General features: G+C 65.5%; 23 protein-coding genes. 14 read left to right on the top strand and 9 right to left on the bottom strand.

Annotation, left to right across the window (positions count from 1 at the left end; genetic code table 11):
* Window positions 1-14 precede the first annotated feature (14 nt).
* From ACGFNJ_RS10860 to ACGFNJ_RS10850, 3 genes are all read right to left on the bottom strand, one after another.
* Entirely contained in the window at window positions 15-671 is a 657-nt protein-coding gene (locus ACGFNJ_RS10860; RefSeq protein ID WP_393445851.1) for a maleylpyruvate isomerase N-terminal domain-containing protein, read from the bottom strand.
* A 118-nt stretch (window positions 672-789) separates the two neighbouring features.
* Complete coding sequence (locus tag ACGFNJ_RS10855) at window positions 790-1,896, bottom strand: sensor histidine kinase (RefSeq protein WP_393445849.1); 1,107 nt, start codon at window positions 1,894-1,896, stop codon at window positions 790-792.
* The gene (locus ACGFNJ_RS10850; protein WP_393445847.1) at window positions 1,893-2,546 is read right to left on the bottom strand and encodes a response regulator; all 654 of its coding nucleotides are present in this window, start codon (window positions 2,544-2,546) and stop codon (window positions 1,893-1,895) included. The genes ACGFNJ_RS10855 and ACGFNJ_RS10850 overlap by 4 nt, the downstream gene beginning before the upstream one ends.
* A gap of 235 nt (window positions 2,547-2,781) precedes the next feature.
* On the opposite strand from ACGFNJ_RS10850, the gene ACGFNJ_RS10845 reads away from it, so the two are divergent.
* Window positions 2,782-2,985 (top strand): hypothetical protein, encoded by a 204-nt coding sequence (locus tag ACGFNJ_RS10845; RefSeq protein ID WP_393445845.1) that lies wholly within the window; start codon window positions 2,782-2,784, stop codon window positions 2,983-2,985.
* 74 nt (window positions 2,986-3,059) lie between these two features.
* Here the strand turns inward: ACGFNJ_RS10845 and ACGFNJ_RS10840 are convergent, their stop codons facing one another.
* The gene (locus ACGFNJ_RS10840; protein ID WP_393445843.1) at window positions 3,060-3,452 is read right to left on the bottom strand and encodes a nuclear transport factor 2 family protein; all 393 of its coding nucleotides are present in this window, start codon (window positions 3,450-3,452) and stop codon (window positions 3,060-3,062) included.
* Between the two features lie 263 nt (window positions 3,453-3,715).
* Here ACGFNJ_RS10840 and ACGFNJ_RS10835 point away from each other — a divergent pair, with 263 nt between their 5' ends.
* Window positions 3,716-4,561: a GNAT family N-acetyltransferase gene (locus ACGFNJ_RS10835; RefSeq protein WP_393445841.1), complete on the top strand. Its 846-nt coding sequence runs from the start codon at window positions 3,716-3,718 to the stop codon at window positions 4,559-4,561.
* On the opposite strand, the gene ACGFNJ_RS10830 is transcribed toward ACGFNJ_RS10835, so the two are convergent.
* Window positions 4,551-6,053, bottom strand: a complete 1,503-nt coding sequence (locus tag ACGFNJ_RS10830; protein WP_393445839.1) for an FAD-binding oxidoreductase — start codon at window positions 6,051-6,053, stop codon at window positions 4,551-4,553. The two genes, ACGFNJ_RS10835 and ACGFNJ_RS10830, sit on opposite strands and share 11 nt — an antisense overlap.
* A gap of 167 nt (window positions 6,054-6,220) precedes the next feature.
* Here ACGFNJ_RS10830 and ACGFNJ_RS10825 point away from each other — a divergent pair, with 167 nt between their 5' ends.
* Complete coding sequence (locus ACGFNJ_RS10825; RefSeq protein ID WP_393445837.1) at window positions 6,221-7,399, top strand: alpha/beta hydrolase fold domain-containing protein; 1,179 nt, start codon at window positions 6,221-6,223, stop codon at window positions 7,397-7,399.
* Between the two features lie 136 nt (window positions 7,400-7,535).
* Window positions 7,536-9,566 carry a CocE/NonD family hydrolase gene (locus ACGFNJ_RS10820; protein ID WP_393445835.1) on the top strand — a complete coding sequence of 677 codons (2,031 nt, stop codon included), beginning with the start codon at window positions 7,536-7,538 and terminating at the stop codon, window positions 9,564-9,566.
* A gap of 4 nt (window positions 9,567-9,570) precedes the next feature.
* Here the strand turns inward: ACGFNJ_RS10820 and ACGFNJ_RS10815 are convergent, their stop codons facing one another.
* The 3 genes from ACGFNJ_RS10815 to ACGFNJ_RS10805 form a co-directional block, all read right to left on the bottom strand.
* Window positions 9,571-10,224 carry a TetR/AcrR family transcriptional regulator gene (locus tag ACGFNJ_RS10815; RefSeq protein WP_393445833.1) on the bottom strand — a complete coding sequence of 218 codons (654 nt, stop codon included), beginning with the start codon at window positions 10,222-10,224 and terminating at the stop codon, window positions 9,571-9,573.
* A gap of 94 nt (window positions 10,225-10,318) precedes the next feature.
* Window positions 10,319-11,011, bottom strand: a complete 693-nt coding sequence (locus ACGFNJ_RS10810) for an HAD family hydrolase (RefSeq protein WP_393445831.1) — start codon at window positions 11,009-11,011, stop codon at window positions 10,319-10,321.
* Window positions 11,008-12,243: a cation:proton antiporter gene (locus tag ACGFNJ_RS10805; RefSeq protein ID WP_393445829.1), complete on the bottom strand. Its 1,236-nt coding sequence runs from the start codon at window positions 12,241-12,243 to the stop codon at window positions 11,008-11,010. The genes ACGFNJ_RS10810 and ACGFNJ_RS10805 overlap by 4 nt, the downstream gene beginning before the upstream one ends.
* A 299-nt stretch (window positions 12,244-12,542) precedes the next feature.
* Between ACGFNJ_RS10805 and ACGFNJ_RS10800 the strand changes: the two genes are divergently transcribed.
* The 8 genes from ACGFNJ_RS10800 to ACGFNJ_RS10765 all read left to right on the top strand — a co-directional run bounded on the left by ACGFNJ_RS10800 (window position 12,543) and on the right by ACGFNJ_RS10765 (window position 21,700).
* Window positions 12,543-13,328, top strand: a complete 786-nt coding sequence (locus tag ACGFNJ_RS10800) for an SDR family oxidoreductase (RefSeq protein WP_393445827.1) — start codon at window positions 12,543-12,545, stop codon at window positions 13,326-13,328.
* Window positions 13,329-13,338: 10 nt separating this feature from the next.
* Window positions 13,339-14,517 carry an acyl-CoA dehydrogenase family protein gene (locus tag ACGFNJ_RS10795; RefSeq protein WP_393445825.1) on the top strand — a complete coding sequence of 393 codons (1,179 nt, stop codon included), beginning with the start codon at window positions 13,339-13,341 and terminating at the stop codon, window positions 14,515-14,517.
* Window positions 14,518-14,554: 37 nt separating this feature from the next.
* Window positions 14,555-15,745, top strand: coding sequence for an acyltransferase family protein (locus ACGFNJ_RS10790; protein ID WP_393445823.1), 1,191 nt, complete (start codon window positions 14,555-14,557; stop codon window positions 15,743-15,745).
* Between the two features lie 610 nt (window positions 15,746-16,355).
* Window positions 16,356-17,300, top strand: a complete 945-nt coding sequence (locus ACGFNJ_RS10785; RefSeq protein WP_393445821.1) for an L-tyrosine/L-tryptophan isonitrile synthase family protein — start codon at window positions 16,356-16,358, stop codon at window positions 17,298-17,300.
* Complete coding sequence (locus ACGFNJ_RS10780; protein ID WP_393445819.1) at window positions 17,297-18,106, top strand: TauD/TfdA dioxygenase family protein; 810 nt, start codon at window positions 17,297-17,299, stop codon at window positions 18,104-18,106. Before ACGFNJ_RS10785 ends, ACGFNJ_RS10780 begins: the two co-directional genes overlap by 4 nt.
* Window positions 18,107-18,125: 19 nt before the next feature.
* On the top strand, window positions 18,126-19,973 hold the full coding sequence (locus ACGFNJ_RS10775) for an NAD(P)/FAD-dependent oxidoreductase (protein ID WP_393445817.1): 1,848 nt from the start codon (window positions 18,126-18,128) through the stop codon (window positions 19,971-19,973).
* A gap of 5 nt (window positions 19,974-19,978) precedes the next feature.
* Window positions 19,979-20,917: a GlxA family transcriptional regulator gene (locus ACGFNJ_RS10770; RefSeq protein ID WP_393445815.1), complete on the top strand. Its 939-nt coding sequence runs from the start codon at window positions 19,979-19,981 to the stop codon at window positions 20,915-20,917.
* A 228-nt stretch (window positions 20,918-21,145) separates the two neighbouring features.
* Complete coding sequence (locus ACGFNJ_RS10765; RefSeq protein WP_393445813.1) at window positions 21,146-21,700, top strand: hypothetical protein; 555 nt, start codon at window positions 21,146-21,148, stop codon at window positions 21,698-21,700.
* Window positions 21,701-21,778: 78 nt separating this feature from the next.
* Here the strand turns inward: ACGFNJ_RS10765 and ACGFNJ_RS10760 are convergent, their stop codons facing one another.
* On the bottom strand, window positions 21,779-22,528 hold the full coding sequence (locus ACGFNJ_RS10760) for a uracil-DNA glycosylase (protein ID WP_393445811.1): 750 nt from the start codon (window positions 22,526-22,528) through the stop codon (window positions 21,779-21,781).
* Between the two features lie 175 nt (window positions 22,529-22,703).
* Between ACGFNJ_RS10760 and ACGFNJ_RS10755 the strand changes: the two genes are divergently transcribed.
* Together ACGFNJ_RS10755 and ACGFNJ_RS10750 are read left to right on the top strand one after the other, a co-directional pair.
* Window positions 22,704-23,147 carry a GyrI-like domain-containing protein gene (locus ACGFNJ_RS10755; RefSeq protein ID WP_393445809.1) on the top strand — a complete coding sequence of 148 codons (444 nt, stop codon included), beginning with the start codon at window positions 22,704-22,706 and terminating at the stop codon, window positions 23,145-23,147.
* Window positions 23,144-23,578: an effector binding domain-containing protein gene (locus ACGFNJ_RS10750; RefSeq protein WP_069162293.1), complete on the top strand. Its 435-nt coding sequence runs from the start codon at window positions 23,144-23,146 to the stop codon at window positions 23,576-23,578. Before ACGFNJ_RS10755 ends, ACGFNJ_RS10750 begins: the two co-directional genes overlap by 4 nt.
* Window positions 23,579-24,404: the final 826 nt, after the last annotated feature.

Genomic DNA, 24,404 nt, shown 5'->3' with positions numbered 1-24,404 from the left:
TGGGGTGATTGGGGTCAGCCGAGGATTAGGGGGAGGGTCGTGGGGAAGTCGGTCATGGCAAGTTTTTCGGCGTCAGTGGGGATGCGGCGGCCGGTGCCGACGAGGAGGGCGTCCTTGTCGGACATCGTTGCGGGGAAGGGGGATCCGGCGATTTGTTCGAGCATGTCGCGCGAGCGGGCGAGGGATTCGGCGGGTGGGTCGGCGAGTTCGGGGAGATGGGCGATGAGGTCGAGGTGGTGCAGTGTCCATTCGAGGACGTAGGCGGAGAGGTAGTCGCCTGCGGTGAGGACCTGGTCGCAGGTGCTGACGTGGATGGTCGGGTCGACGAGGGTGGCGGCGCGGCCCGCGGCGGAGCCGACGTCGTCGAGATGGAACTTCAGCAGGCCCGGTTCCTGGTAGGCGGCGGCGAGCCGGACGATCAGCGCGTCGAGGGGGTCAGCGCCGGTGGGTGGGGTGTCGGAGATGTTCCAGTAGGTCACCGCGTTGCGGGTCGGTGCCGAATCGGCGGGCGTGACAAGGGTGATCAGGACGTCTTGGGCGTCGATGATCAGGTGGCACACCAGGTCCCGGACGAGCCAGCCGGTGCAGCCGGATGGCATGGCGAAGTCGTGATCGGGGAGTTCGGTGACCGCGGTGCGCAACGCTGTCCATGAGCGTGAGAAGAGGTCCACGGCCGCAAGTTAGCAGTGCAGGGCCGTCCTGGCGAATTTTTCATCGATCACCAAAGCCTCGTTCAGGAGCGCACTTTCGACCTCTGTCCGAAGCCGTCGACTCGGCCAGGTCTGCTGATCACGGTCGCGCATCGGCGGAGCGAGGTATCCGAAGTTCCAGCCGGAAGCCACCATCGGCCTCGTGGTGGGTGCGCAGCGTCCCGTCGAGCAGTTCGGCGCGCTCGGTCAGCCCACGCAGCCCGTGCCCGGCGCTCGGCAGCGTCATCGGGGTGTGTTGACCCGCGGTGTTGTGCACGATGACCGTGACATCGCTCGTGTCGGCCGTGAGCGTCACGGTCACCGCGGCACCCGGCGCGTGCTTGCGGACGTTGGTGAGTGCTTCCTGGACGGTGCGGTAGATCGCCCGCTGGGTGGCCGCACCGAGATCGTCGGGCATGGCGCCGATCAGCGCCACATCGATACCGCTGTCGTGCAACAGTTTCGGCAGATCCGCGACGGTGGGCTGCGGCGTGAGCGCACCACCGTTGGTTCCGGAGGCGCGCAGGACGGTCACCATATGCCGTAGTTCGTCCAGGGTTTTGGCGCTGAGCTCCCTGATCGTCTCCGCCACCACAACGGTTTTCGGGTCGGGACTGCTCACCTCGAGCGCACCCGCCTGGATGGCGATCATGCTGACCTGATGTGACACCACGTCGTGCATCTCGGACGCGAGCTCGGCGCGGTCGCGCGCGAGCGCGGATTGGATGCGCAGGGCGTCGCCTTCTTCACGCGCCTCGGTCAGCTCGGCGATCTTGTCCTGCAACGCGACTCGGGAACGAAGCAGCCTGCCGAGCACCGCTGGCGCGATCGCGGACAGGACCCGGGTGATGATGATGACGGTAAACATGTCGAGCGGAATATTTTCCCAGGCAACGGAATACCGCACGACGATGAAGACGACCGCCAAGATGACCGTGCACACCACGACGGTCAGGCTGCGCTTGCTGTGCCTGCCAACCGTGTAGATCGCGACCGAGGGGATGAGCAGCGAATGCCACGCGGCCGGGATGGTGCACAGGAAGGTCAGCACCGGAAACCGCCGCCGCCAGAGCAGGGCGACCACACCGAATGCGGCCGACAGATGCTCGGGCAGCGAGGTCGGCATCTGCGGCACCAGCCAGACGTCCAGCACGGACAGTGGTATCGGGAGGAGATACAACAGCACCCGATACCACGGTGTTGTCATGTCTGTGGTCCGTCGACCAGCCCGGCCTGTTGGGCGATCAGTGCCGCCTCGACTCTGGTGCCGACGCCGAGTTTGGCCAGGATCGCGCTCATATCGTCCTTGACCGTCCCGGTGCTGTGCCGGATCAGCCCGGCGATCTCGCGATTGGATCGCCCGGCGGCGACATGCCGCAGCACCGTCTGCTCGCGTTCGGACAGCTTGGCGACCGCCTCGACGGCCGAGGAGACCGCCTCGGCGGCCGAGAACCCACGGATCACCGATCGGGTCAGCGTCGGCGACAGCACCACGCCGCCCGCGGCCAGGCTTTTCACCAGCGTCACGAGTTGACGGGGATTGGTGTCCTTGAGCAGGAATCCGGCGGCGCCGAGCGTGAGCGCCTGCAGGACGTATTCATCGGCGTCGAACGTGGTCAGCATGGCGACAACGGGCGGATTCGCGCGCGTCACCACCTCGCGCAAAATGGTCAGGCCGTCGACGTGGGGCATCCGAATGTCGAGCAGGACGACATCGGGGTGGTGGCGGTCGATTTGCGCCAATGCCGTGACGCCGTCGGCGGTGGCGACCACGTCGATATCGGCATCCTGTCCGAGAATCAGCTCGAATCCGGACCGGACGAGCGCCTCGTCGTCGATCACGATGACTCGAATCATGCCTGGGAACAATACTGTAGTTACCGTCCCGCTACACAGCCATGGTTGCACCAGCCAGTTGGCGGTGCGGAAATCAGACCTCACGGCGACGCGGCAGTTGTCCGATTGCACATACGGTTCGCCGGGTACGTGTTCAGCCCGGCCGAGCCACCCCCGATCGGCCCGGTTCTGAAAGGGATCGCGTCATCGCTCGATCGATGCGTGGCTGCGCGATCCTCGCTAGGAAGGAAACACCATGCCCGACAACGCATCCACCGCATCCCACCTCGCCACTGCCGCCCATCCCGCCGACACCACAATCATCGCAAGGCTGACCGAACCCGCGCTGCGTACCCTGCTCAACACCGCACAGGATCTCTCCGCGAATTCCATCGGCCTCCTCCTCGATTGTGCCGAGCACTTGCACTTCCACCAGTACTCGGACCAGCTGACCGCCTAACCGCAGCTAAGAAAAAGCCTTGGGCCGGGACTGGTAAGTCCCGGCCCAAGTGTCGATCAGGGGTAGCGATCTATTTACTGGGATGCGCCGAGTGCGGCGAGCATGGCGGGGGTGTCGAGGTAGTTGTCGAAGCCGGCCACGCGGCCGTCACGCAGGTGCCAGACATGGATCTGCGCGACGTCGAAGGCGACACCGTCCTTGGTCTTGCCGACGCCGCGGCCCATCATGATGACGTCGTCGCCCGCGGCGAAGATGCTTTCCGGGACGGTGTTGGGTTCCACGTGAGCGAGCATCGTGGTGAAGTAGGTGGTAGCGCCCTCGTATCCGACATGTCGCCCACCCCATGGCAATTGTTCGGCCTGTTTTATCTCGATTTCCGGATCGAAGAGTCGCTCGATAACTGTGAAATCGAGTTCACCGAATGCCTGGTACACCTGGGTGACGAGGTCGAGATTGGTTTGGGACACTGAAGGGGCTCCTCGTGGGATGAATCGTGTAGAACACCAACATCTTTGCCGCTCAGCGCCGGTGTCGCTACACGAAGAAGGAGTCATTTTGGCATCGACGCCATAGTGCGGGTTACGGTCATTCGACGGCGATTCCGAGTACCCGGTTTGCCACCGTTGAACCATGAATTTTCCGTCGTCGAACAATCGTGGCGCGCGGGCGGTGCAGCGGTGTCCGGAAATGCTGTCGCCGCGGCGGTCCTGCCCCTGGTAGGAATGCACGCATGCCGACTGAACCGAATCTTTTTGCTGGGACCGACCTTTCGGCGCGGGTCGAGCGTGCCGAAAGATCGCTGATCGAGGAGGGGGCGCGCGCGGCCGCCGCGCGGGACCCGCAGCTGCCGGTACTCACCCGGCCGCTGGGCAGTGGGCTCGCGGTGTGGGCAGGGCCTGGTTCGCCGTTCGACAAGGTCGTCGGTGTCGGCATGGCCGGCGAATTCAGCGACCAGGAATTGGACGCGGTGGAGCAGGAATTCGCGGACCGCGACGCTGCGGTGCAGTTCGAGGTGTCCACCCTCGCCGACCCGGCCGTGGTCGAACGCCTCACCCGCCGCGGCTATGTGCTCGTCGGCTTCGAGAACGTGCTCGGCCTGCGGCTGGCGCCGGGCAGACAGGCAGCCTCGGCGCATGGCGTCGAGATCGGCCCCGCGACGCCCGAGCAATTCGACACCTGGTTGCAGGTCTGCATCGACGGCTTCGCCACTCCCGATACCCAGGGCGTGCCATCCAGCGAGGAATTCCCGCGCGAATCGCTCGAGCACGCGATGGGCGATCTCGCCGCGACCACCGGCTTCAGCCGGTTGATCGCACAGGTAGCCGGTGTCGCGGCGGGCGCGGCCAGCCTGCGCCTGCACGAGGGCATCGCCCAACTCTGCGGCGCGGCGACGCTACCGGCGTTCCGCCGCCGCGGCATTCAAGCCTCCTTGCTGGCGCATCGGCTCGCCACGGCCGCGGCGGCGGGCTGCGACCTCGCGACCGTCACCGTCCTGCCCGGCTCGAAGTCGCAGCAGAACGTGCAACGCCTCGGCTTCCAGCTGCTCTACGTGCGCACCATCCTCGTCAAGGAGTGAGCGCCGTGTGGATGCGGTTCGCCGGATCCACCGCACGGCGGATCGCGGCGAATTGCGCGTAGTTGTGGGCGTAATAGCGCTCGAGTGGGTCACCTGATTCGAGGTAGTTGATGTAGGCCCCCGCCGAGGCGGACGCGACCAGACTGTGTGCTTCGGCGATCCACTCGGCGGCGCGTTCGTGCGGAATCGGTTGGTAGTTGCCCCATTCCACGAGGGCGGCATGCGCGCGCCACGGGAAGGCGGTCTCGGTCGGGCCGGTGTCGCGGACGGCGCCGTCGAGCGCGTTGATCTGGACCCACCCGGTGCCGCCCGCGCGCGAATGACTGGTGACCGCCTCCACGATCGCGGCGATGGTGTCCGCCGTGAGTTCGGTGATGACGTCGGAGCCGCAGGTGAACGCGGCGCGCGGTGGGGTGCCGCCTGCGAGATGGGCGACCGCGTCCAGGTGGCTGAGGGACCGATATTCGACATTCAGTGGTTTCGCCGTGTGAGTCATCAGCTCGACGGCCGCGCGCACGCCGTCCCTGGCCGGGCTGACCAGCTGGAGCCAGCAGCTCAGCCCGCCGTGGCCGTCGGCGTCCACGCTGACATCGGCCCACTGGTCGCGGCCCGCGGTGCGCAGCCAGTTCGCCCATCCGGCGATCACCTGAGCCGCCAGATCGCCCGGAAAGGTCAGTTCCACAACGTCTTTCGGCGTCGCCGGGCAGGTGCGAAAGGTGAGCGAGGTGACGACGCCGACGTGGGACCCGCCGCCGCGAACGGCCCAGAACAGCTCGGGGCGGCAGGTCGGCGACACCTCGGTCGTCGTGCCGTCCGGCAACACCATCGTCGCCGCGACCAGCCGATCGCAGGTCAGCCCGTACCTGCGGGCCTCGAACCCGAGACCGCCGCCGAGGGTGAGCCCGGCGACGCCGACCATCGGGCACATGCCCGTGGGAATGGTCTGCCCGTGCTTGTCGAGCTCGCGGTACACCTGGTGCAGCGTCAGCCCCGGCGCCACCACCGCCGTGCCGTCGCGGTAGGTCAGCCCGGTCAATCCGCGCAGATCGATGATCATTGCGCCGGTGGCCGCCGAGGCGCCCACGTAGGAGTGACCGCCCGCGCGTGCTGCCAGCACGACGTCGTGCTCGGCGGCGAACGCGACCGCGGTCGCGACCTCCGTCGCCGAGGTGACCCGCACGACGGCCGTCGGCGCCGTGCTGTCGAATCGGGTGTTGAAGAGCTGCTTCGCCGTCGCGTAGTCCGGGTCGCTCGCGAGGGTGACCGGCCTGCCCAGTCGCCGCTCCAAACCGCCCCAATCCACGCCTGCCGCAGCGCGGCTGGATGTTAGCGGCGACGGCTCGGCATGCGCGATGCCGCGGTGCGCGGCACCGCCGAACGCCAGGCTTGCCGCGCCGATGCCGAGAGCGCCGCGCAGGAATGCGCTGCGGGATAGTTTGGTGTCGATCCATTCAGCGTAGGTCTGTGACCATGCAAAATCGTGGCGCGACACCTGCTTTCGGCGCGGGCCGAGCTGCTTGCCGCACGATCATGGCCGAAGGTCGGACGGTACCGATCCCTCGCGGCGTCGGCTCCGAATACGCGAAGTTAGCCACCAGCCCTGACCTGCTGGGTTTCGGTCGGCGAGCCGTCGGTGCGAGCGGGGGTGATCGTGGGTTAATGGGGTACATGGTCATTCGCTGGCTGTGTGCGGCTGCGGCGGCGGTGCTCGCCGCGGTGATGGCGCTGTTCATTTACGTGATCATGGTGGTGCGGGTGCCCGCACCGTTCGTGGTGTTGACGCACGTGGTGAGCGACTTCGGCCTGTACCTGGTCCCCGTTGGGCTCAGCGGATTCGTGTTGGCGCTGATCGCGTTCGCGCCGAAGGGGCGCGTCGGGGTGCGCCGGACGGCGGCCGTCGCGGGGCTGGTGTGCCTGCTCGGCGTGCTCACCGCCGGTCTGCCGTTGGCCGCGTCGTGGGGGACGGCGATCCGCAACGAGGCGAAGCTGTCGTTCGGTGACTATGTCGCCGGAGAGCGGAACGTCGGTGCGCCCGTCGAGGCGCTGAGCACCGTGTACAACACCGTCGACGGTCAGGATCTGCTGCTCGATGTGAAGCTGCCCGCGGCGGCAGCGGATCGCCCACGGCCCGCGGTGGTCTGGGTGCACGGCGGCGGCTGGGCCAACGGCGACCGCGGTGAGGCGCCGCTGTGGCATAAGTGGTTGACCGACAAGGGTTATGCCGTCTTCGCGATCGACTACCGGACGACGCCGCCACCGCGCTGGGATCAGGCGCCCGCCGATGTGAAGTGTGCCGTCGGCTGGGTCAAGCAGCAGGCGGCGAAGTACGGCGTCGACCCGGCGCGGGTGATGATCGCGGGCGGCTCGGCGGGCGGCAACCTCGCGCTGATGGGCGCCTATGCCGACGATCGCGTGCTGCCGAGCTGCGCGGTCGACGACACCGCCGTCAAGGCGGTCGCGGCGTTCTATCCGATGCCCGATCTGGCGGAGGCGTGGCGTGACTCCGGGCTGCCGGGCCGAATGCGTACCTTCCTTGCGGATTACACCGGCGGCAGCCCGGATCAGGTGCCCGATCGATACAAGGCGGCGTCCCCGATCACCTACATTCGCCCCAATGTGCCGCCGACGCTGGTCATGCACGGCACCCGCGATCATGTTGCGCCGTACCGGGGTTCGGTCGAGCTGATGGAGCGGCTGCGCCGGGTCGGCGTCGAAGGTCAGCTGCTCGCCGTGCCGTACGGCGAACACATCTACGATTTCACCTGGGGTGATTGGGGCACCCAGATGTCCAAACAGGTATTCGGCACATTTCTCGCAAACCACTTCCCGGCCAACTGAATCGAGCGCACTCGCGGGCGTACTCCCGAGTAACTGTGGCAGTGGTCACTGTTGTGCATTAAGCGTGACGCGCGTTACTGTAACGCCTCGTTAAGGGGAACGAGGCAGTTCCCCACTGTGGGAGGGTGCGCGAAGAATGCTCAGACGCCGACGTCCGATTCGAGCTCTTGCTGCCGCCGTGACCGCGTTCGCGCTGTTCTCGGGCGTGCTCGTGGCGTCGGGGCAGACCGCAGCCGCCGATCCCCTCGACGCGCAGCTCATCGCGACTCATCAAGGCCAACAGCAGTTTCCGAGAGTCTTCATCGACTGGGACGTGCCGATCACGATGAGCGACGGCACCGTGCTGAAGGGCAACGTGTATCGACCCGCCGACGCCACCGGGCAACCGGTTGCCGCGCCGATGCCGACGATCGTCAACCTCACGCCCTACACGAAACTCATTGGCAACATCGCAGATTCGACCATGGCGGTGCCCGGCCTCGCCGAGCCGCTGATGCGAATACTGAGCAGCATCGACCTGTCCGCCTTCGGCATGGGCGGCATCAGTGACCTGATGCACGCGCTGCCCGGCGGCGCGGCAAGGACTTTCGCCGTCGATCGCAACCTGGTGCAGAGCGGCTACACCCAGGTGGTCGTCGATGTGCGCGGGACAGGCTTCTCACAGGGCACCTGGCAGGTGTTCGGTGATCGCGAGCAGCAGGACGGCGCGGAAGTGGTGGATTGGGCCGCCGCGCAGCCGTGGTCCAACGGCAAGATCGGGATGAGCGGCATCTCCTACTCGGCGATCAACCAGCTGCAGACTGCCGAACGCAAGCCGGCCGCGCTGCGCGCGATCTTCCCGATTGTGCCTGGCAGCGACCTGATTCGCGATGTCGCGGCGCCCGGCGGCGCACTCGGCATCGGGTTCATCCCGGAGTGGCTGCTCGCGGTGAACGCCACCAAGCTGCTGCCCGACCTGATGTCCATCCTGAACGGCAAGTTCGACTGGGTCTGGCTCGCCGACCGGGTGCGCGATCCGTTCACCTTCTTCAATCTCGTCATTGAGGCCTTGGCGACCCCGAGCATCGAACAGATCAAGCCGGAGATGCGGACCCTCCTCGACGAACAAAGCCCGGTGCGCACCGCGTTCATCGGCAATCCGGAGCGGATCGAGGTGCCGACCTTCATCTACGGCGGCTGGCACGACATCTTCACCTACTCCTCGCCGCGGGTCTACAACGCGGTGAATGTGCCTGCGGGTCAGAAGAAGCTGGTGATGGGCGATACCTACCACGTCAGCACCGGCTCGGGCCTCGGCGTTCCCGGTGCGCCGCCGTCGTTGGACGTGCTGCAACGGGCCTGGTTCGACAAGTGGCTCAAGGACATCGACAACGGCATCGACGGCTACGAGCAGGTGCACCTGTGGCAGCAGGGCGGCGGCTGGACCACCGCCCCGTCCTTCCCGCGCCCCGGAATGGATTACCGCCGTATGTATTTCGACGCAGCCTCGTCGGGCACCGCGCCGGGCAGCGGGTACGACGGCAGCCTCGTCACCACGCCTGGTGGGCCTGCGCGCGTCACGGTGGCGCCCGGCCTGTCCACCCTGTGCTCCCGCGACGCGGCACAGGGCACCGCAGGCATCCTGTCCGCGTTCGACGCCTGCGCGAAAGACGCGCGCATCAGTGAGACGAACGCGCTGACCTTCACCAGCGCGCCGGTCGACCGGCCGACCCAGGTGTCGGGGCCGATCGCCGTTCACCTCAACACGGTGTTAGACGCCACCGACGGCTACTGGACGGTGACCGTCAATGACGTTGCGCCGGATGGTCGTTCGACGGTGTGGAGCACCGGGCAGCGCACCGCGTCGCTGCGCGCGGTGAACGAGGCCAAATCCACCCGCTCGCCGAATGGTGATTACACCGACCCCTACCCGCCGCTGACGCTGGAGACCAGGCAGCCGATCGTGCCAGGGCAGCCGACCGTCATCGACATCGGCCTGTTCGCCACCGACGGCGTGCTGCAACCCGGTCATCGGCTGCGCATCGACGTGTTCGCGGGCAACTTCCCGAGCAGTATTCCGTTGCGCCCGTTGCTGAACGAGAGCGAACTCAAGCCGCAGCATCTGCAGCTCGACCCGAATCAGCCAAGCTGGGTGAATATTCCGGTCGCCGCGGGCGCCGGGTGGTGAGCGCTCAGGCGCCGGATCCCAGCAGTGCCAGGGCCGCTCGATTGAGTGGGTCGGCCAGCTCGGGCAGCGCCTGCGGACCTGACTCGATCAGCACGGCCCGCACCCGGTCGTCGATGCCGCCGATCAGCACGTCGACCAGGCGCAGGTCGGGCACGGCCGCGAGCTCGCCGTTGCGCACGCCGATGCGGGCCGCGGCGAGCATGCGGTAGGCGAACAGCCGGTGCATCTTGGCCCGGTGCGCGATGAGGCCCGGTCCGGCAGCCAGGGTTTCGATGTGCAGCGCGCGGGCCGCGGCGGGCTCGGCCGCCAAGAAGTCCAGGTACGCGATCAGCGTCGTGCGCACCAGATCGCCGAACGCGCGTGCGCCGGACTCGGCGACGACGCGATCCAGTTCGCGCGCCACCACGTCGACCGCGAGATCGAAGGCGGCGGTGAAGCACTCTTCCTTGCTGTCGAACAGGGTGTAGAACGTGCGCCTGGCCACCTTGGCCCGGCCGACGATATCGGCCAGCGTCGTCGGGCCGTACCCGAGCTCGGCGATCGCCTCCAGCGCGGCGATGCACAGCCGCTCGCGCTGCGAGGTGGTCACCTCGTCGCGGCTCAAGCGGTGCGGACCCCGCGGCAGCCGTCCAGGAGCACCGGTGGTCAGGACGTTCATAGTGACGTCGAGTGTGCCACACGGAAATTCCGGCCCCGGCCCTCCGAGGCGCCGATTATTTTCCTGCGGTTCGGCCACGCCGAGGCCACCCGCCTCAGCCCGGCAGTCGGTCCGCGGGGTAGTCGTCCAGCGCGCGGTCTGCGTTGCCGACGATGACCGGGTGGCCGACGAGGTCGAACATGGCGATGTCGGAGTGGTGGTCACCGAAGGCTGCGCAGGCCGACAGATCGATACCGGTTTGTGCGGCGTAGCGGCGCAACGCGGCGGACTTGTCGGCGCCGACCATCGTCTCGACGACTTCGCCTGTGTAGAAGCCATTGTGGACTTCCAGCACGGTGCACAACACCGCGTCGGTGCGCAGCAGGGTGGCGAGTGGGCGCAGTGCGGCGTCGAACGAGCCGGAGACGAGCACGATCCGGGTCCCGGAACTGGCGAGCTGCTGGATGCGTTGGCGCACAGCAGGATTGAAGAATCCCGCGGTGGCGATGCGTGCGGTGCACCAGGCGCGGCCGACCCGATGCACCTCGGCAACCTCGCGACCGGCCCACAACCGATAGAACCACCGGTGGGATTCGCTGCGGCTCATGCCTTGTTCCCGCAGCGCGAAGAACTCGCGGATTGTTCCAGGACCGTCGACCTCGGGAAAGCGCTCGGCGTCGAAGGCGAACAGGGACAGGAAGGTGATGTCGCGGACCAGGGTTTCGTCGACGTCGACGAAGGCGGCGGGAATCGGCACCCTGGTCGGAGTCTGTTGCGCGCGAAGGGTTTCCAGTGGCCCGCGACTCATGACGCGACCTTGGTCGGCTCGGCGGCCTGCACGGGGAACTGGCGCACCTGCCCGGTCACCCCGAACAACCGCAGCAACGGCGAGGTCATCGCGGTGGTCACCAATGCCATCACCACCAGCATCGAATACAGCTGCCCGCCGATGAGCCCGATCGTCAAACCGACGTTGAGGATGATGAGTTCGGTCAGCCCCCTGGTGTTCATGAGGCTGGCCAGCGCTCCGGCTTCCTTGCGCTCGATACCGGTGGCGCGCGCGGCCAGATAGGTGCCGCCGAGCTTGCCGAGCAGTGCGGCAAGCAGGATCGCGAGCATCTCGCCGATGCCTGCGCGGTCGATCGAGCTGAGGTCGACCTGCAGCCCCGCGATCACGAAGAAGGCGGGCAGGAAGACCGAACTCAGCAGTTGCGCACCGGATTCCACGGCGGGACGGTGGCCGCGCGGGAAGATGACGCCGAACAGGAAGGCGCCGAAGATCAGGTGCAGGCCGATCCACTCGGTGGCCGCGCCCCACAGCAGCGCGCCCGAAACCGCAAGGAAGATCATCGTATTGACGGTGGTCGGCGCCGTCGACCGCCCGATGCGGGCGAGCAGCGGCCGCGCGATCCACCACATGGCCGCGACCAGCGGCACGAACAGCAGCAGTCGCCACTGCTGGCCCGCGCCGGGTCGCGCGACGCCGATGACGATGGCGAGCACGGTCCACGCCAAAATATCGTCGATGGCCGCGCTGGCCAAGCTGAGCTGCCCGATCCTGCTGCCCATCAGGCCACGATCGTGCAGGATGCGGGCCAGCACCGGGAACGCGGTGACCGCGAGCGCGCAGCCGATGAAAAGGGCGAAGCTCAACTGGTTGTCGCGTTCGTGCCTGGACAGCACGGCCACCGCGACAATGCAGCCGAGCACGAACGGGACGACGTAGGCGGACAGCGACACCGCGCCGATCACGCGGCGGTTGCCGTTGAACGAGCCGCGGTCGATCTCCAGCCCGGCCAGGAACATGAAGATCATCACGCCGACATTCGCGAACGCGCTCAGGTAGGACCGGATGTCTTGTGGAAAGACCATTCCGGAGAGGTGTGCCCCCAGAATTGTGGGCCCGGCGATAATTCCGGCCGCGATTTCTCCGATCACCGCAGGTTGGCCGAGGCGCTCCGCGACCCGGCCCAACACGCGTGCTGCGGCTGCGATGAGCACCAGATCCAGTAGCAGGAAGACGATTTGGTTACTCGGCAACGTTCGCTCCGTTCGAAAAGGGCATGCTTGTGGCCGCCCGTGTCCTCCGTCGGAGCCGACCGAGTTGACCTGTCCGTCGCAGATTCCCGGTTAGACTCCCGACTCCCCGGGTACCACGATAACGTGCGACTCTGACCGCGGCGAGTTCCCTGTGACTCTCGGCACAACATCGCGAATCCGGTCAGCCGTGCTGGCGGAAAGTTGTACCTCCCTGTCGTGGATCGCGCTGGTCAGAGGCCGGTCTGACCGAACATACTTCGAACCTAGGCTCGAGTTGCCCCAGTGAGGGGAGGCACTAGTTGTTCGAAGGTAAGACGGTTCTGATCACCGGCGCCGCAACGATTATCGGCACCGAAGTGGCGCGAGTATTCGCGAACTATTCCGCAGACATTGTCCTCGGTGATATCGACGAGGACGGCGGTCGACGCGCGGCGGCCGAATTAGGAGACCGGGCGGTGTTCATCCCGCTCGACATTCGGAACGATGAATCCATCGAGAAATTTATTGCGCACGCCGCCGGGACTACCGGTCGGATAGACGCTGTGGTGAATATCGCCTGCCTCTACGGCGACGACGAGACGACCGACGTGCGCGCCCAGTGGCTCGACGTACTGAATACGAATATCGTCGGCACGGCGCTGATGTGCCATGGCGCGCGAGCGTATTTGAAGGAATCGGGCGGCGCCATCGTGAACTTCACCTCGCCGAGCGGGCACGTCGCCCAGCACGGCAGGCTCCAGTATCCGGTGAGCAAGTCCGGAATCGCCCAGCTCACCCGCAGTCTCGCCCTGGCGTACGCGGCGGACGGGGTGCGGGTGAACAGCGTGTCGCCGGGTTGGACCTGGTCGCGGGTGATGCACGACATCACCGGCGGCGACCGGGCGCGCACCGATGCCGTCGCCGCCGGCTTCCACATGCTCGGCCGTGCGGCCGACGCCGGCGAGATCGGCGAGGTTGTCGCCTTTCTCGCCTCGCCGAAAGCGAGTTTCGTGACCGGCGCGGAATGGGCCGCCGATGGCGGCTACACGGCGCTCGGGCCGGAACAGACGACCTCGGCGATCGCCCAACTGCTGCAACAGAGTTAGGAACACGACGGTGAACAAAGACACGTTATCGGGCACCGAACTGCTGGCCGCTGCCCGGTCCGTAGCGCCAAAGCTGGCCGAACGCCGCAGCGAAATCGACACGGCCAGGCGCATTCCCGACGATATCGTCGAACTGTTGCGCTCGCTCGGCATCTACCGCATGTGTTTCAGCGCCGACCACGGCGGTCCGGGGCTGACCTCGTTGGCGCAGCTGGAGATCGTCGAGGCGTTGTCCTACGGCGACACCGCGACCGGCTGGTGCGCGATGATCGGCGCGGCCACCGGCATCTACGCGGGCTACCTGAACGAGCAGGCGGTCGCAGAGCTCATACCCTCGCTCGACCTGGTCACCGCGGGACTCATCTTTCCCGCGGGTCGGGCCGAGCGGGTGCCTGGCGGCTATCGGCTGACCGGACGCTGGAAGTTCGGCAGTGCGATCACCCACGCGGATCTGGTCATCGGCGGCGCCTTCGTGCTCACCGACGGAAACATGGACCTCACCCCGGCGGGCCGACCGGTGGTCCGGATCTTCTTCATGCGCCGCGATCAGGTCGAGGTGTTCGACACCTGGGACACCACGGGTCTGCGCGGGAGCGGCAGCAACGATTACGCGGTCGAGAATCTCTTTGTCCCCGAGCATCATTCGTTCGATTTCGGCGAACGGAAAAGCGGCACGGGCAAATTGGCCGAGCCGGAGGCGCTGGCCCGCATCATGCCCGGTGTTCCGCTCGGCATGGCACGCGCCGCGCTCGACTATGTGCGCGATATCGCCGCGGGCAAGGTCATCGCCGCGACCGGGCAGAAGTGGGCGGACAACTATCGCGCCCAGTACATCCTCGGAGAATGCGAGATGGAGTACATCGTCGCGCGCAGCGCGGTGGTGGAAACCATTGACACGCTGTGGGATTCGCTCGACGAGGAGCGCTTCGCGAACCTGTCGCCCGACGCCCGCATCAGCACCGCGCTCGCCAGAACGCATGCGTTCCGCGCCGCCCGCCGGATCATCGCGCGCCTGTGTGAGCTGGTCGGCACCGATTCGATCTACAAGCCGAATCCGCTCGATATCTGGCAGCGCGATATCAACACCATGGCGACGCACATCATCGCGCACGACGCCGTGATCCAGTCCACCGGCGCTTTCCTGCTCGGTGGACAACCGGAATTCCCGTTCGTACTCGGCCTCGGCTGAGCTGTGTTCTTGTTTTGCTAAGAGGGGAAGTAGTGCAGTGGACGTAGACAATCGGCCACGGCTGCCGTCGCTGACCGGGCTCCGGTTCTTCGCGGCACTCTCGGTATTCATCTTCCACTCGATGTTGCCGAACTCGCCCATACCGCCCTTTCATCCGGTCAATTTCTTCGCGGACCCCGATCTCGCGCACGACAGCGCGGTCGTTGTCGGCAAGCTTGGGTTCCTCGGAGTTTCCTTCTTCTTTATTCTCAGCGGATTCGTGTTGACCTGGTCGTGGAAGGAGGGATCGAGCGGGCTGCTGTTCATCAGGCGGCGGGTCGTGAAGATCTTTCCCAATCACCTGACCCTGTGGGTCATCTGCATGGTGTTGTTCGCCGCGGCGATCACGCCGTGGAAGGCGTGGCTGCCGAATCTCTTCCTGGTGCACGCGTGGTTCCCGCAGAACTACATCAACGCAGGTGTCAATACGCCGTCGTGGACGCTGTCCTGTGAGTTCTTGTTCTATGTATTGTTCCCGTTCGTCGTTCCGCTGATACTCAAGATTCCGGCAAAGTATCTCTGGTACGGCGCTGCGGTAATGGTGCTCGGCATGGGCCTGATCGAACTGGCGAATGTGTACCTGATTCCCGGCTCGGCGAAATCCGAGTTGACGCCCATCCCGGTGCTGCAACTGTGGTTCGGCTACCTGTTCCCGCCCGCGCGGCTGTTCGAGTTCTTCCTCGGTGTCTTCGTCGCGCGCATCGTCGCGGAGGGTCGCTGGATCCGGCTGCCGATCTGGGCCTGCCTGCTCGGCTGCCTCGCCGGGTACCTGGTCGCCATGTACACCCCCTTCGTCGTCGGGTTCTTCCTGGCCACCGCCATCCCGCTGGCCCTGCTGATCGGGTCGGCCGCAGTGTCGGACATCGAGGGCAGGTCGCGGTTCCTGTCCAGCAGATTCGTCGTCTGGCTCGGCGATATCTCGTTCGCCTTCTACATATGTCAGGGGGTCGCACTGTTCTACGTCAGGCACCAAATGGGTGACGTGACATTCAGTGCGCCGATCGCGGTGCTCGTGATCTTCGCGCTGTTCGTCTTGAACATCCTGATGGCGTGGGCGCTGCACAGCTTCGTGGAATCGCCGGCGATGCGTCACCTGGCGAGGCCTAAACCGAAGCGCAAGCCCGCGGCTGTCTCAGCCGGTGCATCTGCCGATCGCGGCGTTCCGCAAACGCAGATCGCGGGAGATTAGTTCCTATTTTTCACGATGTGTTCACCATGAGCGAACTCGGAGATCCGTTATGCAAGCCAGATCTCCGAGTATTGCAAATTGCTGCTATGCGCACTGAAACTTGCTTGCAGGGTCACTCGAACAGAGTTACGATGATTACGTTGTTAACGATCGGCGTGTAGAGATTGGGGGGCCGTTTTTCCGGCCGCACGCGGGTGCAGATGATGTGCCGCGGTCAGCTGGCCGAAGTCATAGATCGACAATTCTTCGGTGCATGCTGTTCAGGCGACTGTGGAGCTGGGCGACAATGAATCGCTCAATAGGCAGCGCGATGCTCGATGAATGGAGGCGGAGGGGTCCGCGTCCTTCATTATCAAATTGAATGCAGCCGATGTCAGCTTGGATCCGAATATCGATGTCAACGACATGCGGTGACCAGGCGATATTTTCAGTACAGGTGCTCGGACGGACACGGGCGGTATGCCATGCGGCGAACCGTCTACTCACTGTTCCGGCCGTATCCGTCCGTGCTGTCATAAGTCACCGAAAGGTAGTTATGAGCACAACCGTCGGTAGTAATTCTGAATTCGTACATAGACATCTATCGGAGCCGACGGCGCCTCCGATTCCGGTGGCCGCCGAGGCAGTCGCCACAGCCGTACTTCGCGTGGTCTTCGCCAGGCGTCGGTGCGCCGAACCGGATACGGTCTGCGACGTCATCGCCTGTGATGAGTGTTTCGCGCCGCATCTGAAGAAGGTGATCGGCTTTGTCGAGGCGGGCAAGCCGGTGCACTTCGTGATTCCCGCCTTTCCGGCCAAGTCGCGCAATCGTCGCAAAACCCTTGGGCGACTGCCGGATATGGCTGAGACGTTGGCGATCGAATCGCTGCAGGGGTTCTGTGATCAGGTCTCCGCAGTCTATGCACCCGGTGCGATCGTGACCATCTGTTCCGACGGTCATGTCTTCAGCGACTCACTGGAGATCCCGGATCCGCATGTCGACGAGTATGCCGCTGAGCTGCGCCGGGTGATCCGGTCCACCGGTGGCGGCTCGATCGGCCTGTACGGGTTGCGTGATGCGATGCCGGGTCTGTCGTGGGATGCGCGGCGTGCTCGGCTGCTCGAGGAGTTCGCCACGAGCATCGAGGCGATTCGTGAGTCGGTGAAGACGGATCCGGCGATGCGGCGGATGTTCAACGGGATTCACCGGTTCATGGTGGAGGACAACACGGCACTGATGCCGGAGTTGAGCGCGACCCAGCGGCGGAATCGGTCGAAGGAGACCGCCTACGAAGTGGTGCAGCGTAGTCAGGCGTGGAGCAGGCTGGTCGCTGGTGTGTTCCCCGACGCGGTGCGGTTGTCGATCCATCCGCAGACCCATCACAGCGACAAGATCGGCTTTCATCTCTTGCGCACGCAGGACAACTGGCTGACTCCGTGGCACGGCGTCGTGCTCGACGACGGCACGAAGTACACGCTGATCAAACGGGCCGAGGCGGAAGGCCTTGGCGCACGCCTGGTTTGGCGGAACAGCCGCCCGAGCCATTTCGTCACCGCACCTCGAGGAGCATCATGACTAGCAGCGTCCGCCCGGCTCCGCTGGACGGCATCGATCTGGAGCCGTTCGCCCGGATCGTGACCGCCGAATCCCCCGGACAATCCCTGGCCGATCTGCCGATCGAGGATCTGCTTGCGACCGTGCTCGCCACCAAGGTGACCGTGTTACGTGGCTACGGCCTGCTGAATAAGCCAGAGCTGGAACGGTATTGCCGCGCCGCGGGCGAGTTGTTGGAGTGGGACTTCGGCACGATCCTCGACCTGGTGGTCCGGGACAACCCGCAGAACTATCTGTTCGACAAGGGCGATGTGCCGTTCCACTGGGACGGCGCGTTCGCGGCGCAGGTGCCGCGGTTCTTCTTGTTCCAGTGTGTGCAGGGTAGTGCGCCGGGCGCGGGTGGGGAGACGGTGTTCTCCGATACGACCCAGGTGTATCGCGAAGCGCCGCAAGAGCTCGAGGAGCTGTGGGCGCGCACGACGATCACCTACCGGACCGACAAGCTGGCGCACTACGGCGGGTTGGCGAAGTGGCCGCTGCTCGGTACGCACCCGGCGACGGGCGAGACGACGATTCGTTACGCCGAACCTCTTGATCCCGCAAAGTATCTCAACCCGCTCTTTCTCACCTTGGAGGGGATTTCCCCGGAGGACGGGGTGCGAGTGATGGAGGACCTGCGCGAGCGGCTGCACGACCCGCGCTATTGCTATGCCCACCCCTGGGAGACCGGCGACATCGTCGTCGTCGAAAACCATGCTTTGCTACACGGACGCAACGGATTCAGCGGATCCGCTGAGCGCCACGTGCAGCGAATCCAGATCGTCTGAGCGTCGAAAGGCACGTGACATGCCAACACCCATCGCCGAAATAGCTACCGAATACGACGTGGTGATCATGGGCGGCGGACCCGCCGGATCGACCCTCGCGGCGATACTGTGCCGGGAGAGCGATCTGCGCGTCGCCGTCATCGACCGAGAAGTGTTCCCGCGCGAACACATCGGCGAATCCGGCGCACACCCACTGGTGCCGGTGCTGCAAGCCAGCGGAGCCCTGGAGAAGGTGCTCGCCAGTCAATGCTGGATCCAGAAGTACGGCGGAATCTACCAGTGGGACAACGATCGTCCGTTCGTGTCGTTCTTCGAACATGCCGACTACCTGGTCGACGGGATCTATCGCTGGTCGATCCATGTCAACCGGGAGGAGTTCGACACCGTCCTGCTCGATCACGCCGAGGACAGCGGTGCGCACGTCTTCCAGGGCGTTCGGATCACGAAATTCTTTCCTGGCGACGGGTATACGACCGTCGTGCTGGAGGACGGCACGGAGCTGCGTGCCGGGTACTTCGTGGACGCGTCGGGCCGGGCGAATTCGGTGGCCGCGCGCGGATCGCAGCGGGACAAGCAGTGGCTCTCGGAGTACCGCAACGTCGCGGTGTGGTCACACTTCCGCAACTGCATCCCGGCACAGCACGCCGCCGGCGAGTGGAACATGTTCCGGGAGAACAACCTATCGCCCATCTACGCCGTTGCCTTCGAGCACGGTTGGGTCTGGTACATCCCGACACCGCGGCTGATCGATGGGGTGCGCGAGAACGTCTGGTCCATCGGCATCGTGACCAACCCGGACTCGCTGGCGAGGGTGGATCTGCGCGATCCGGAGATCTTCCGCAAGACAATCCACTCGATCCCGGTGCTGCGTGATCTGATCGTCGATGCGGAGCCGATCCGCCCGGAAATGCTGACGGCGACGAACTATTCGCGGATCAGTGACCATTTCGGGTCGTTCGACGAGCGTTGGCTCGCGGTCGGGGATGCCTCGTACTTCGTGGATCCGTTGTTCTCGTCCGGGATGTCGTTCGCGGTGACCCAGGCGTGGGCGGCGGCGCTGGTGTTGCGCAAGAGTTTCGATGCTTCGGTCGATGAGCAGACCAAGCGAGATCTGTGGCGCGACTACGACGTCGAATGGCGCGGCATGGCAGAGACCTGGGCGCTCAGCATCGACCAGTGGTACCACGAGATCTCGCGCACCCACCCCGACAGCATGTACTGGCAGGGTCAAAAGCGTGGTACCGCACTCGGCAACGCCACCGAAGGCACCTTCCAGGCGTTGCTCAACACGGCGCTGGTCCCCGACCTGCTCAACGTGATGACCAACGGCACTCGCGATCCCCGTGATTTGGCGACCGAGGGTCCTTATCTCACCGCGCTCACCGCGGCCGACGCGGTGGAACTCGGTGCGGACGACTGGATTTCGCTGGCGCCGCAGACACGGATCAGGTCCGGGCTCGGTGCGGACATGCCCGGCTTCAAAGGCATGTCCCCACCGTTCGAGGTGCCACAGGAGGTGCGTGACGGACTGGGCCGATACTGGCTCGACCCGATCGCCAACGCCGATTCGGCGCCGGAGCCGCTCGCCGACGCGGTGCCGTGTCACCGCTTCTACTCCAGCGAGGACTCCGAGATCGAGGTGCGCTGTCTGGAACGCGACGGTGGACAGGAACTGTGGGCCGCGCTGTCGAACGGTCCGGTGCGCTGGGCGGAGCTGGCGCCGACACTGTCGGTGTTGCAGGGCCGTGCGCTCAAACGATTGCTCCGCGCGGGCCTGGTGATTAACGACACCAACGCCCAGCCCGATAACCCGGTGGGGGATGCCGAAATTGGGGCGGGGCTCGGCCAAGGGGGAGAGCAAGGGTAGTTCCTATGAGGTCAGTGGCGGTTCTAGCGGTCGACGACGTCATACCGTTCGACCTCTCGGTCCCGATCGAAATCTTCGGTCGGGCCAGGCTGGAGGATGGCACCGCGGGGTACGACGTTCGTGTCTGTGGCGAGAGTTCCGATGTCTCGTCGAGGTTTTTCGCGATCTCCGCGGTGCGGGGCATCGAATTCCTCGACGAGGCGGACACGATCATCGTTCCCGGCTCACTCAGCTATCGTTCGGCGCCGTCACCACGACTGCGGGCCGCCCTGCGCCGCGCCCACGAGCGCGGCGCACGGGTGGCCTCGATCTGCTTGGGCGCGTTCACCCTTGCGTCGGTCGGATTGCTCGACGGCATGCGGGTCACCACGCATTGGATGGCGGCGGCCGAGCTGGCTTCGGACTATCCGCGGGTCCGGGTGGATCCCGCGGTGTTGTACGTGGACAACGAAAGTGTGCTCACCTCAGCGGGTGCGGCCGCCGGATTGGACCTGTGCCTGCACATGGTGCGCAGGGACTACGGGTCGGCAGTGGCGGCCGAGACCGCACGACTTTCGGTGATGCCGTTGACCCGCGACGGCGGCCAGGCGCAGTTCATCGCGGATCGCCCGCGATCCGAGGCCGACCAGAAGTCGATCAATCCCACACTGGAGTGGGCCGAATCCGTGCTCGGCACCCGGATCACCGTGTCGGACTTGGCCGCTCGCGCAGGCGTGAGTCAGCGCACGCTGATCCGGCGTTTCAACGAGCAGGTCAGGATGACGCCCAACGAATGGTTGCAGACCGTCCGTGTGCGCAAGTCCCAGGAGTTGCTCGAAAAGACCGACGCCACAATGGAAAACATCGCCCACCAAGCCGGCTTCGCCTCAGTAGCCGCCCTACGCAAGGCCTTCCGCAAAACCACCGGCGTCACCCCCCAGTCCTACCGCAAAGCCTTCCTCTGACCCCCGATCCCTGCGGCGTCCAGCGTCGGCGTGCATTCTTCGGTGTGAGTGCGCTGTTGGCTGATTTCTCGAAAGGTATGGCGTGGCGTGGCGTGGACCTGGTCGAACATCCGATAGTGTCGCTTGGGTTCCCAGCACGGCATCGTCACCGCGTTCGGTTGCGAATCAGCACGTGGAAGCGTCAACGCTCGCTTGTCCGGCACAATCCTGATCGGCTCTGGAGGGCACATGCGCGTTTTGCGATCCACCTTCCTCCTCACCGCTTGCGCTGTGATGTCTTTGAGTGGCGTTGCCGTCGCTGCCCCGGTGCACGCCCAACCTTTCCGCCACATCGCCCACCGTGCCGCCCCGGACGACGAGGGGACGAAGGCGCTGATCGCGCAGGCACAAGCCCGTGCTCGCAGCGCCGCCGCCCGCGCCAAAGCGGCACCGAAGTTGGAGAACCGCGACCTCGATCACCTCAGAGATGCCGATGACGCTGCCAAAGCCGCCGGGGAAGCCACCAACGTCGCCGATGCAACGCTCGCGGCAACCGATGCTGCGAAGGCAGCATTCCGCTCGGTTGCCTCCTCGAGGAAGTCATCGCAGTCTGCGGAGGTGGCTTACAAGGCGGCGGGCACTGCGTTCCGAACTGCTCGCAGTAGTTCGGCGGCGCCTGACGACGTAGCGGCAGCCAATGCCGCTGCGAAGGCGGAAAACGCCGCCGTTGCCGCCAGTCGCGAAGCCTTCAAAGGCAAGCCCACCGCAGACGATGTCGCAGAGATCGAGCTCATCAAGGAATAGCGCACGCCTGGCCTGCCTGGCCGATCATCTCGGCCACCGCGCGAGTATCGGGATCGCTATACCTCGCGAGTTATGGGTTCACCGGATTCGATCGATGGGGTCCGGATGCACGGGAAGGTCTGCGGCGCTAGCGGCTTCGGCGAGCACCGCTTCGACCATCGCGGGGGTTAGTTTGCCGGTGAAGGTGTTTTGTTGGCTTACGTGGTAGCAGCCGAATAGGTGTAGTGGGGATCGGTCGGGGCTGATGGGGGCGAGTTCGACGTGGGCGCCGTGGGTGAACTTCGGGCGGGGGCGGGGGATGGTCCAGCCTGCTTCGGCGAGGACGGGGAGCAGGGCTTGCCAGCCGAAGGCGCCGAGGACGACGACGGCGCGCAGGGTTGGGGCGAGTAGGGCGAGTTCGGTGCTGAGCCAGTGGCGGCAGCGGTCGCGTTCGTCGGGAGTCGGCTTGTTGTCCGGCGGTGCGCAGTGCACGGGGGCGGTGATGCGGACGCCGAACAGGCGCAGGCCGTCGTCGGCGTGCACGGCGGTCGGTTGGCTGGCGAGGCCGACGGCGTGCAGCGCCGCGTAGAGCACGTCACCGCTGCGGTCGCCGGTGAACATCCGGCCGGTCCGGTTGGCGCCGTGTGCGGCAGGAGCCAACCCGACGATCAGCAGTCGGGCGTCGTCCGGGCCGAATCCGGGAACCGCCCGTCCCCAATAGGTTTCGTCGCGAAAGGCGGCGCGCTTGTCCCGCGCGACCTGCTCGCGCCAGGCCACCAGTCGCTCGCACGCGAAGCAGTCCGCGACGGCTGCGTCGAGCTCGGCAATGGTGCGGCACACGAGATCCATTCGACCACAGCGACGGCGCCGCTAGATAGGTCATTCGTCCAGTTCAATGCACGTCCTGAGTCGGGATAACGACCGGGACATGTGATCGTTGCCACCCCGCCCTGCTTGATAGCATGGCCTTTCTGACCGACCGGATGCGGGCTTCGCCCCCGGATTCACCTCGAAAGAGTTTTCCATGCAGTTTGACATCGTCGAGCGGGACGAAACGTGGGTTGCCGGGTTGCCGGTGCGCAGCCCGAAGCGTGCGCTCGGAGAACTGCGTGACCACGACCTGGAGGCCGCGTGGGCCGCCGTCTTACATCAGGAGCTCGGTGGCCCGCTGGCCAGCGCCTACACCGACTACACCGGCGAGCTCGGCACCTACAACACCCAGATCGTCGGCTATCAGTGCGCGTCCTTCGGCAATGTCACCCGCGGCCATCTGGTGGCCAGGCTGCCGCGCGGCACCTATGCGAGATTCGCCTCGGTCGGTAACTTCCCGCAGGTGATGACCGACCTCTGGACCCAGATCGCGTACGCCGAGGAGCACAACCAGATCAAGCGGACCTACACCGGCGACTTCGAGTGTTATCCGCACGCCTACAAGATCGAGCTGTACCTGGCGGTCGACGCCCGATGAGTTATGCGATCGCGGTGCGCAACGAGGCGATCTACGGCGGCCTGGTGGTCCCGCGGGTGCGCCCGAGTTTCAAGGTCAGCAACAGCGACCTGATCGAGTTCCTGAAGGACCGGCTGCGCGACCGGAAGGGCGCGGATCGGCCGATGTTCACGGTGTACGTGCCCGACCCGGCAGGCAACTACAACGCCGTGGTCTGTTTCGAGTACCGCGAGCCGGAGGCGGTGCCGATCGGTGACGTGCTGGTGCGGGTGCCGAAGGGTGTCTACGCGCGCTTCGCGCCGAACGGGGACTACCACGATCCGGTCGAGGATGTATGGGCCCAGGTCGACGACGCGACGGCCTCGGCGGAGATCACCCGTGCCTATCGTGAAGAGATCGAGATCTGGCAGGGTCCGGACACGGTCGAGCTGTTCATCTCCATCCTCGTATAGCTTGCTGTTGGTTAGCTGCACTAGAACCAACCGGTCTCCTGGTTATCTGGTTGAACCGTAAGAAGGGTTCTGACCAGGAGGGATTTGTAGAGATGTCTCCAGTTTTCGGAAGATTAACCAGACGTCTGGTCAATTCCTGCTGGATGACGGATACTGCCCTAGGCAAAGTCGTCCGGAAGCAGGGTTTCGGACGGGGATGCCGACCCCGGATCGACCACCGCGCTGGCATGCGGAGCAACGGAGTAGGAACAGTATGGCTGTCGAGGCGATCGCAGTCGTCCCGAGAGAATTCCCCGGCGGAAGGCTGCGGCTTCGGGACGGTCAGGCCATGGGTGCCTCGCGCACCGCGGCCGCGCCGCTACGGGTTGCTGGTCGCCGCGGCGGCGCGGTTGCAGGTCATTTCCCACCCTGCGCCGATTCCCATGATCGCTACCGGGCCGGTCCGGTCTGGTGGGATAATCGCAGACATCGGCCAATTGCCGATGGATTGCACGGCTCGCCGATTCGGGCCGACGAAGCACGCACGCGCAGTGCAGGCGACCGACCCCGGAGCGGTGGGGTGACGGATGGGTGATGACAGCAGCCGAAAAGCGCGACTCCCCAGCGCAGCGGCACCGACTTTCGCGGATCCCCTGGATAGACTGGCGTCGCTTCGTTTCTCGGACCTGCTCGGAGAACCCGAGCATGAGACCATGGCGTTGGTGCTATGCCTGAGCGATTCGGCCGCTGCCCGGGTTGGGAATCGGTGGCCCGGTGGCAGGCGGCGTCCGATGCCGGGCGTGGACACCCGTGGATAGCGTGATCGGAGACAAGGTGCCTCGGCGGA

Origin of the sequence: Nocardia sp. NPDC049149 (genome assembly GCF_043197455.1) — a bacterium.
Taxonomy (GTDB): domain Bacteria; phylum Actinomycetota; class Actinomycetes; order Mycobacteriales; family Mycobacteriaceae; genus Nocardia.
This window is presented reverse-complemented; position numbering and strand designations above follow the sequence as displayed.

Coding starts and splice junctions, on each gene's coding strand:
- ACGFNJ_RS10835 (WP_393445841.1), top strand. CDS start 3,716: ATGCCGACTGAACCGAATCTTTTTGCTGGGACCGACCTTTCGGCGCGG.
- ACGFNJ_RS10845 (WP_393445845.1), top strand. CDS start 2,782: ATGCCCGACAACGCATCCACCGCATCCCACCTCGCCACTGCCGCCCAT.
- ACGFNJ_RS10815 (WP_393445833.1), bottom strand. CDS start 10,224: ATGAACGTCCTGACCACCGGTGCTCCTGGACGGCTGCCGCGGGGTCCG.
- ACGFNJ_RS10810 (WP_393445831.1), bottom strand. CDS start 11,011: ATGAGTCGCGGGCCACTGGAAACCCTTCGCGCGCAACAGACTCCGACC.
- ACGFNJ_RS10855 (WP_393445849.1), bottom strand. CDS start 1,896: ATGACAACACCGTGGTATCGGGTGCTGTTGTATCTCCTCCCGATACCA.
- ACGFNJ_RS10760 (WP_393445811.1), bottom strand. CDS start 22,528: ATGGATCTCGTGTGCCGCACCATTGCCGAGCTCGACGCAGCCGTCGCG.
- ACGFNJ_RS10775 (WP_393445817.1), top strand. CDS start 18,126: ATGCCAACACCCATCGCCGAAATAGCTACCGAATACGACGTGGTGATC.
- ACGFNJ_RS10820 (WP_393445835.1), top strand. CDS start 7,536: ATGCTCAGACGCCGACGTCCGATTCGAGCTCTTGCTGCCGCCGTGACC.
- ACGFNJ_RS10770 (WP_393445815.1), top strand. CDS start 19,979: ATGAGGTCAGTGGCGGTTCTAGCGGTCGACGACGTCATACCGTTCGAC.
- ACGFNJ_RS10780 (WP_393445819.1), top strand. CDS start 17,297: ATGACTAGCAGCGTCCGCCCGGCTCCGCTGGACGGCATCGATCTGGAG.
- ACGFNJ_RS10755 (WP_393445809.1), top strand. CDS start 22,704: ATGCAGTTTGACATCGTCGAGCGGGACGAAACGTGGGTTGCCGGGTTG.
- ACGFNJ_RS10765 (WP_393445813.1), top strand. CDS start 21,146: ATGCGCGTTTTGCGATCCACCTTCCTCCTCACCGCTTGCGCTGTGATG.
- ACGFNJ_RS10825 (WP_393445837.1), top strand. CDS start 6,221: ATGGGGTACATGGTCATTCGCTGGCTGTGTGCGGCTGCGGCGGCGGTG.
- ACGFNJ_RS10750 (WP_069162293.1), top strand. CDS start 23,144: ATGAGTTATGCGATCGCGGTGCGCAACGAGGCGATCTACGGCGGCCTG.
- ACGFNJ_RS10850 (WP_393445847.1), bottom strand. CDS start 2,546: ATGATTCGAGTCATCGTGATCGACGACGAGGCGCTCGTCCGGTCCGGA.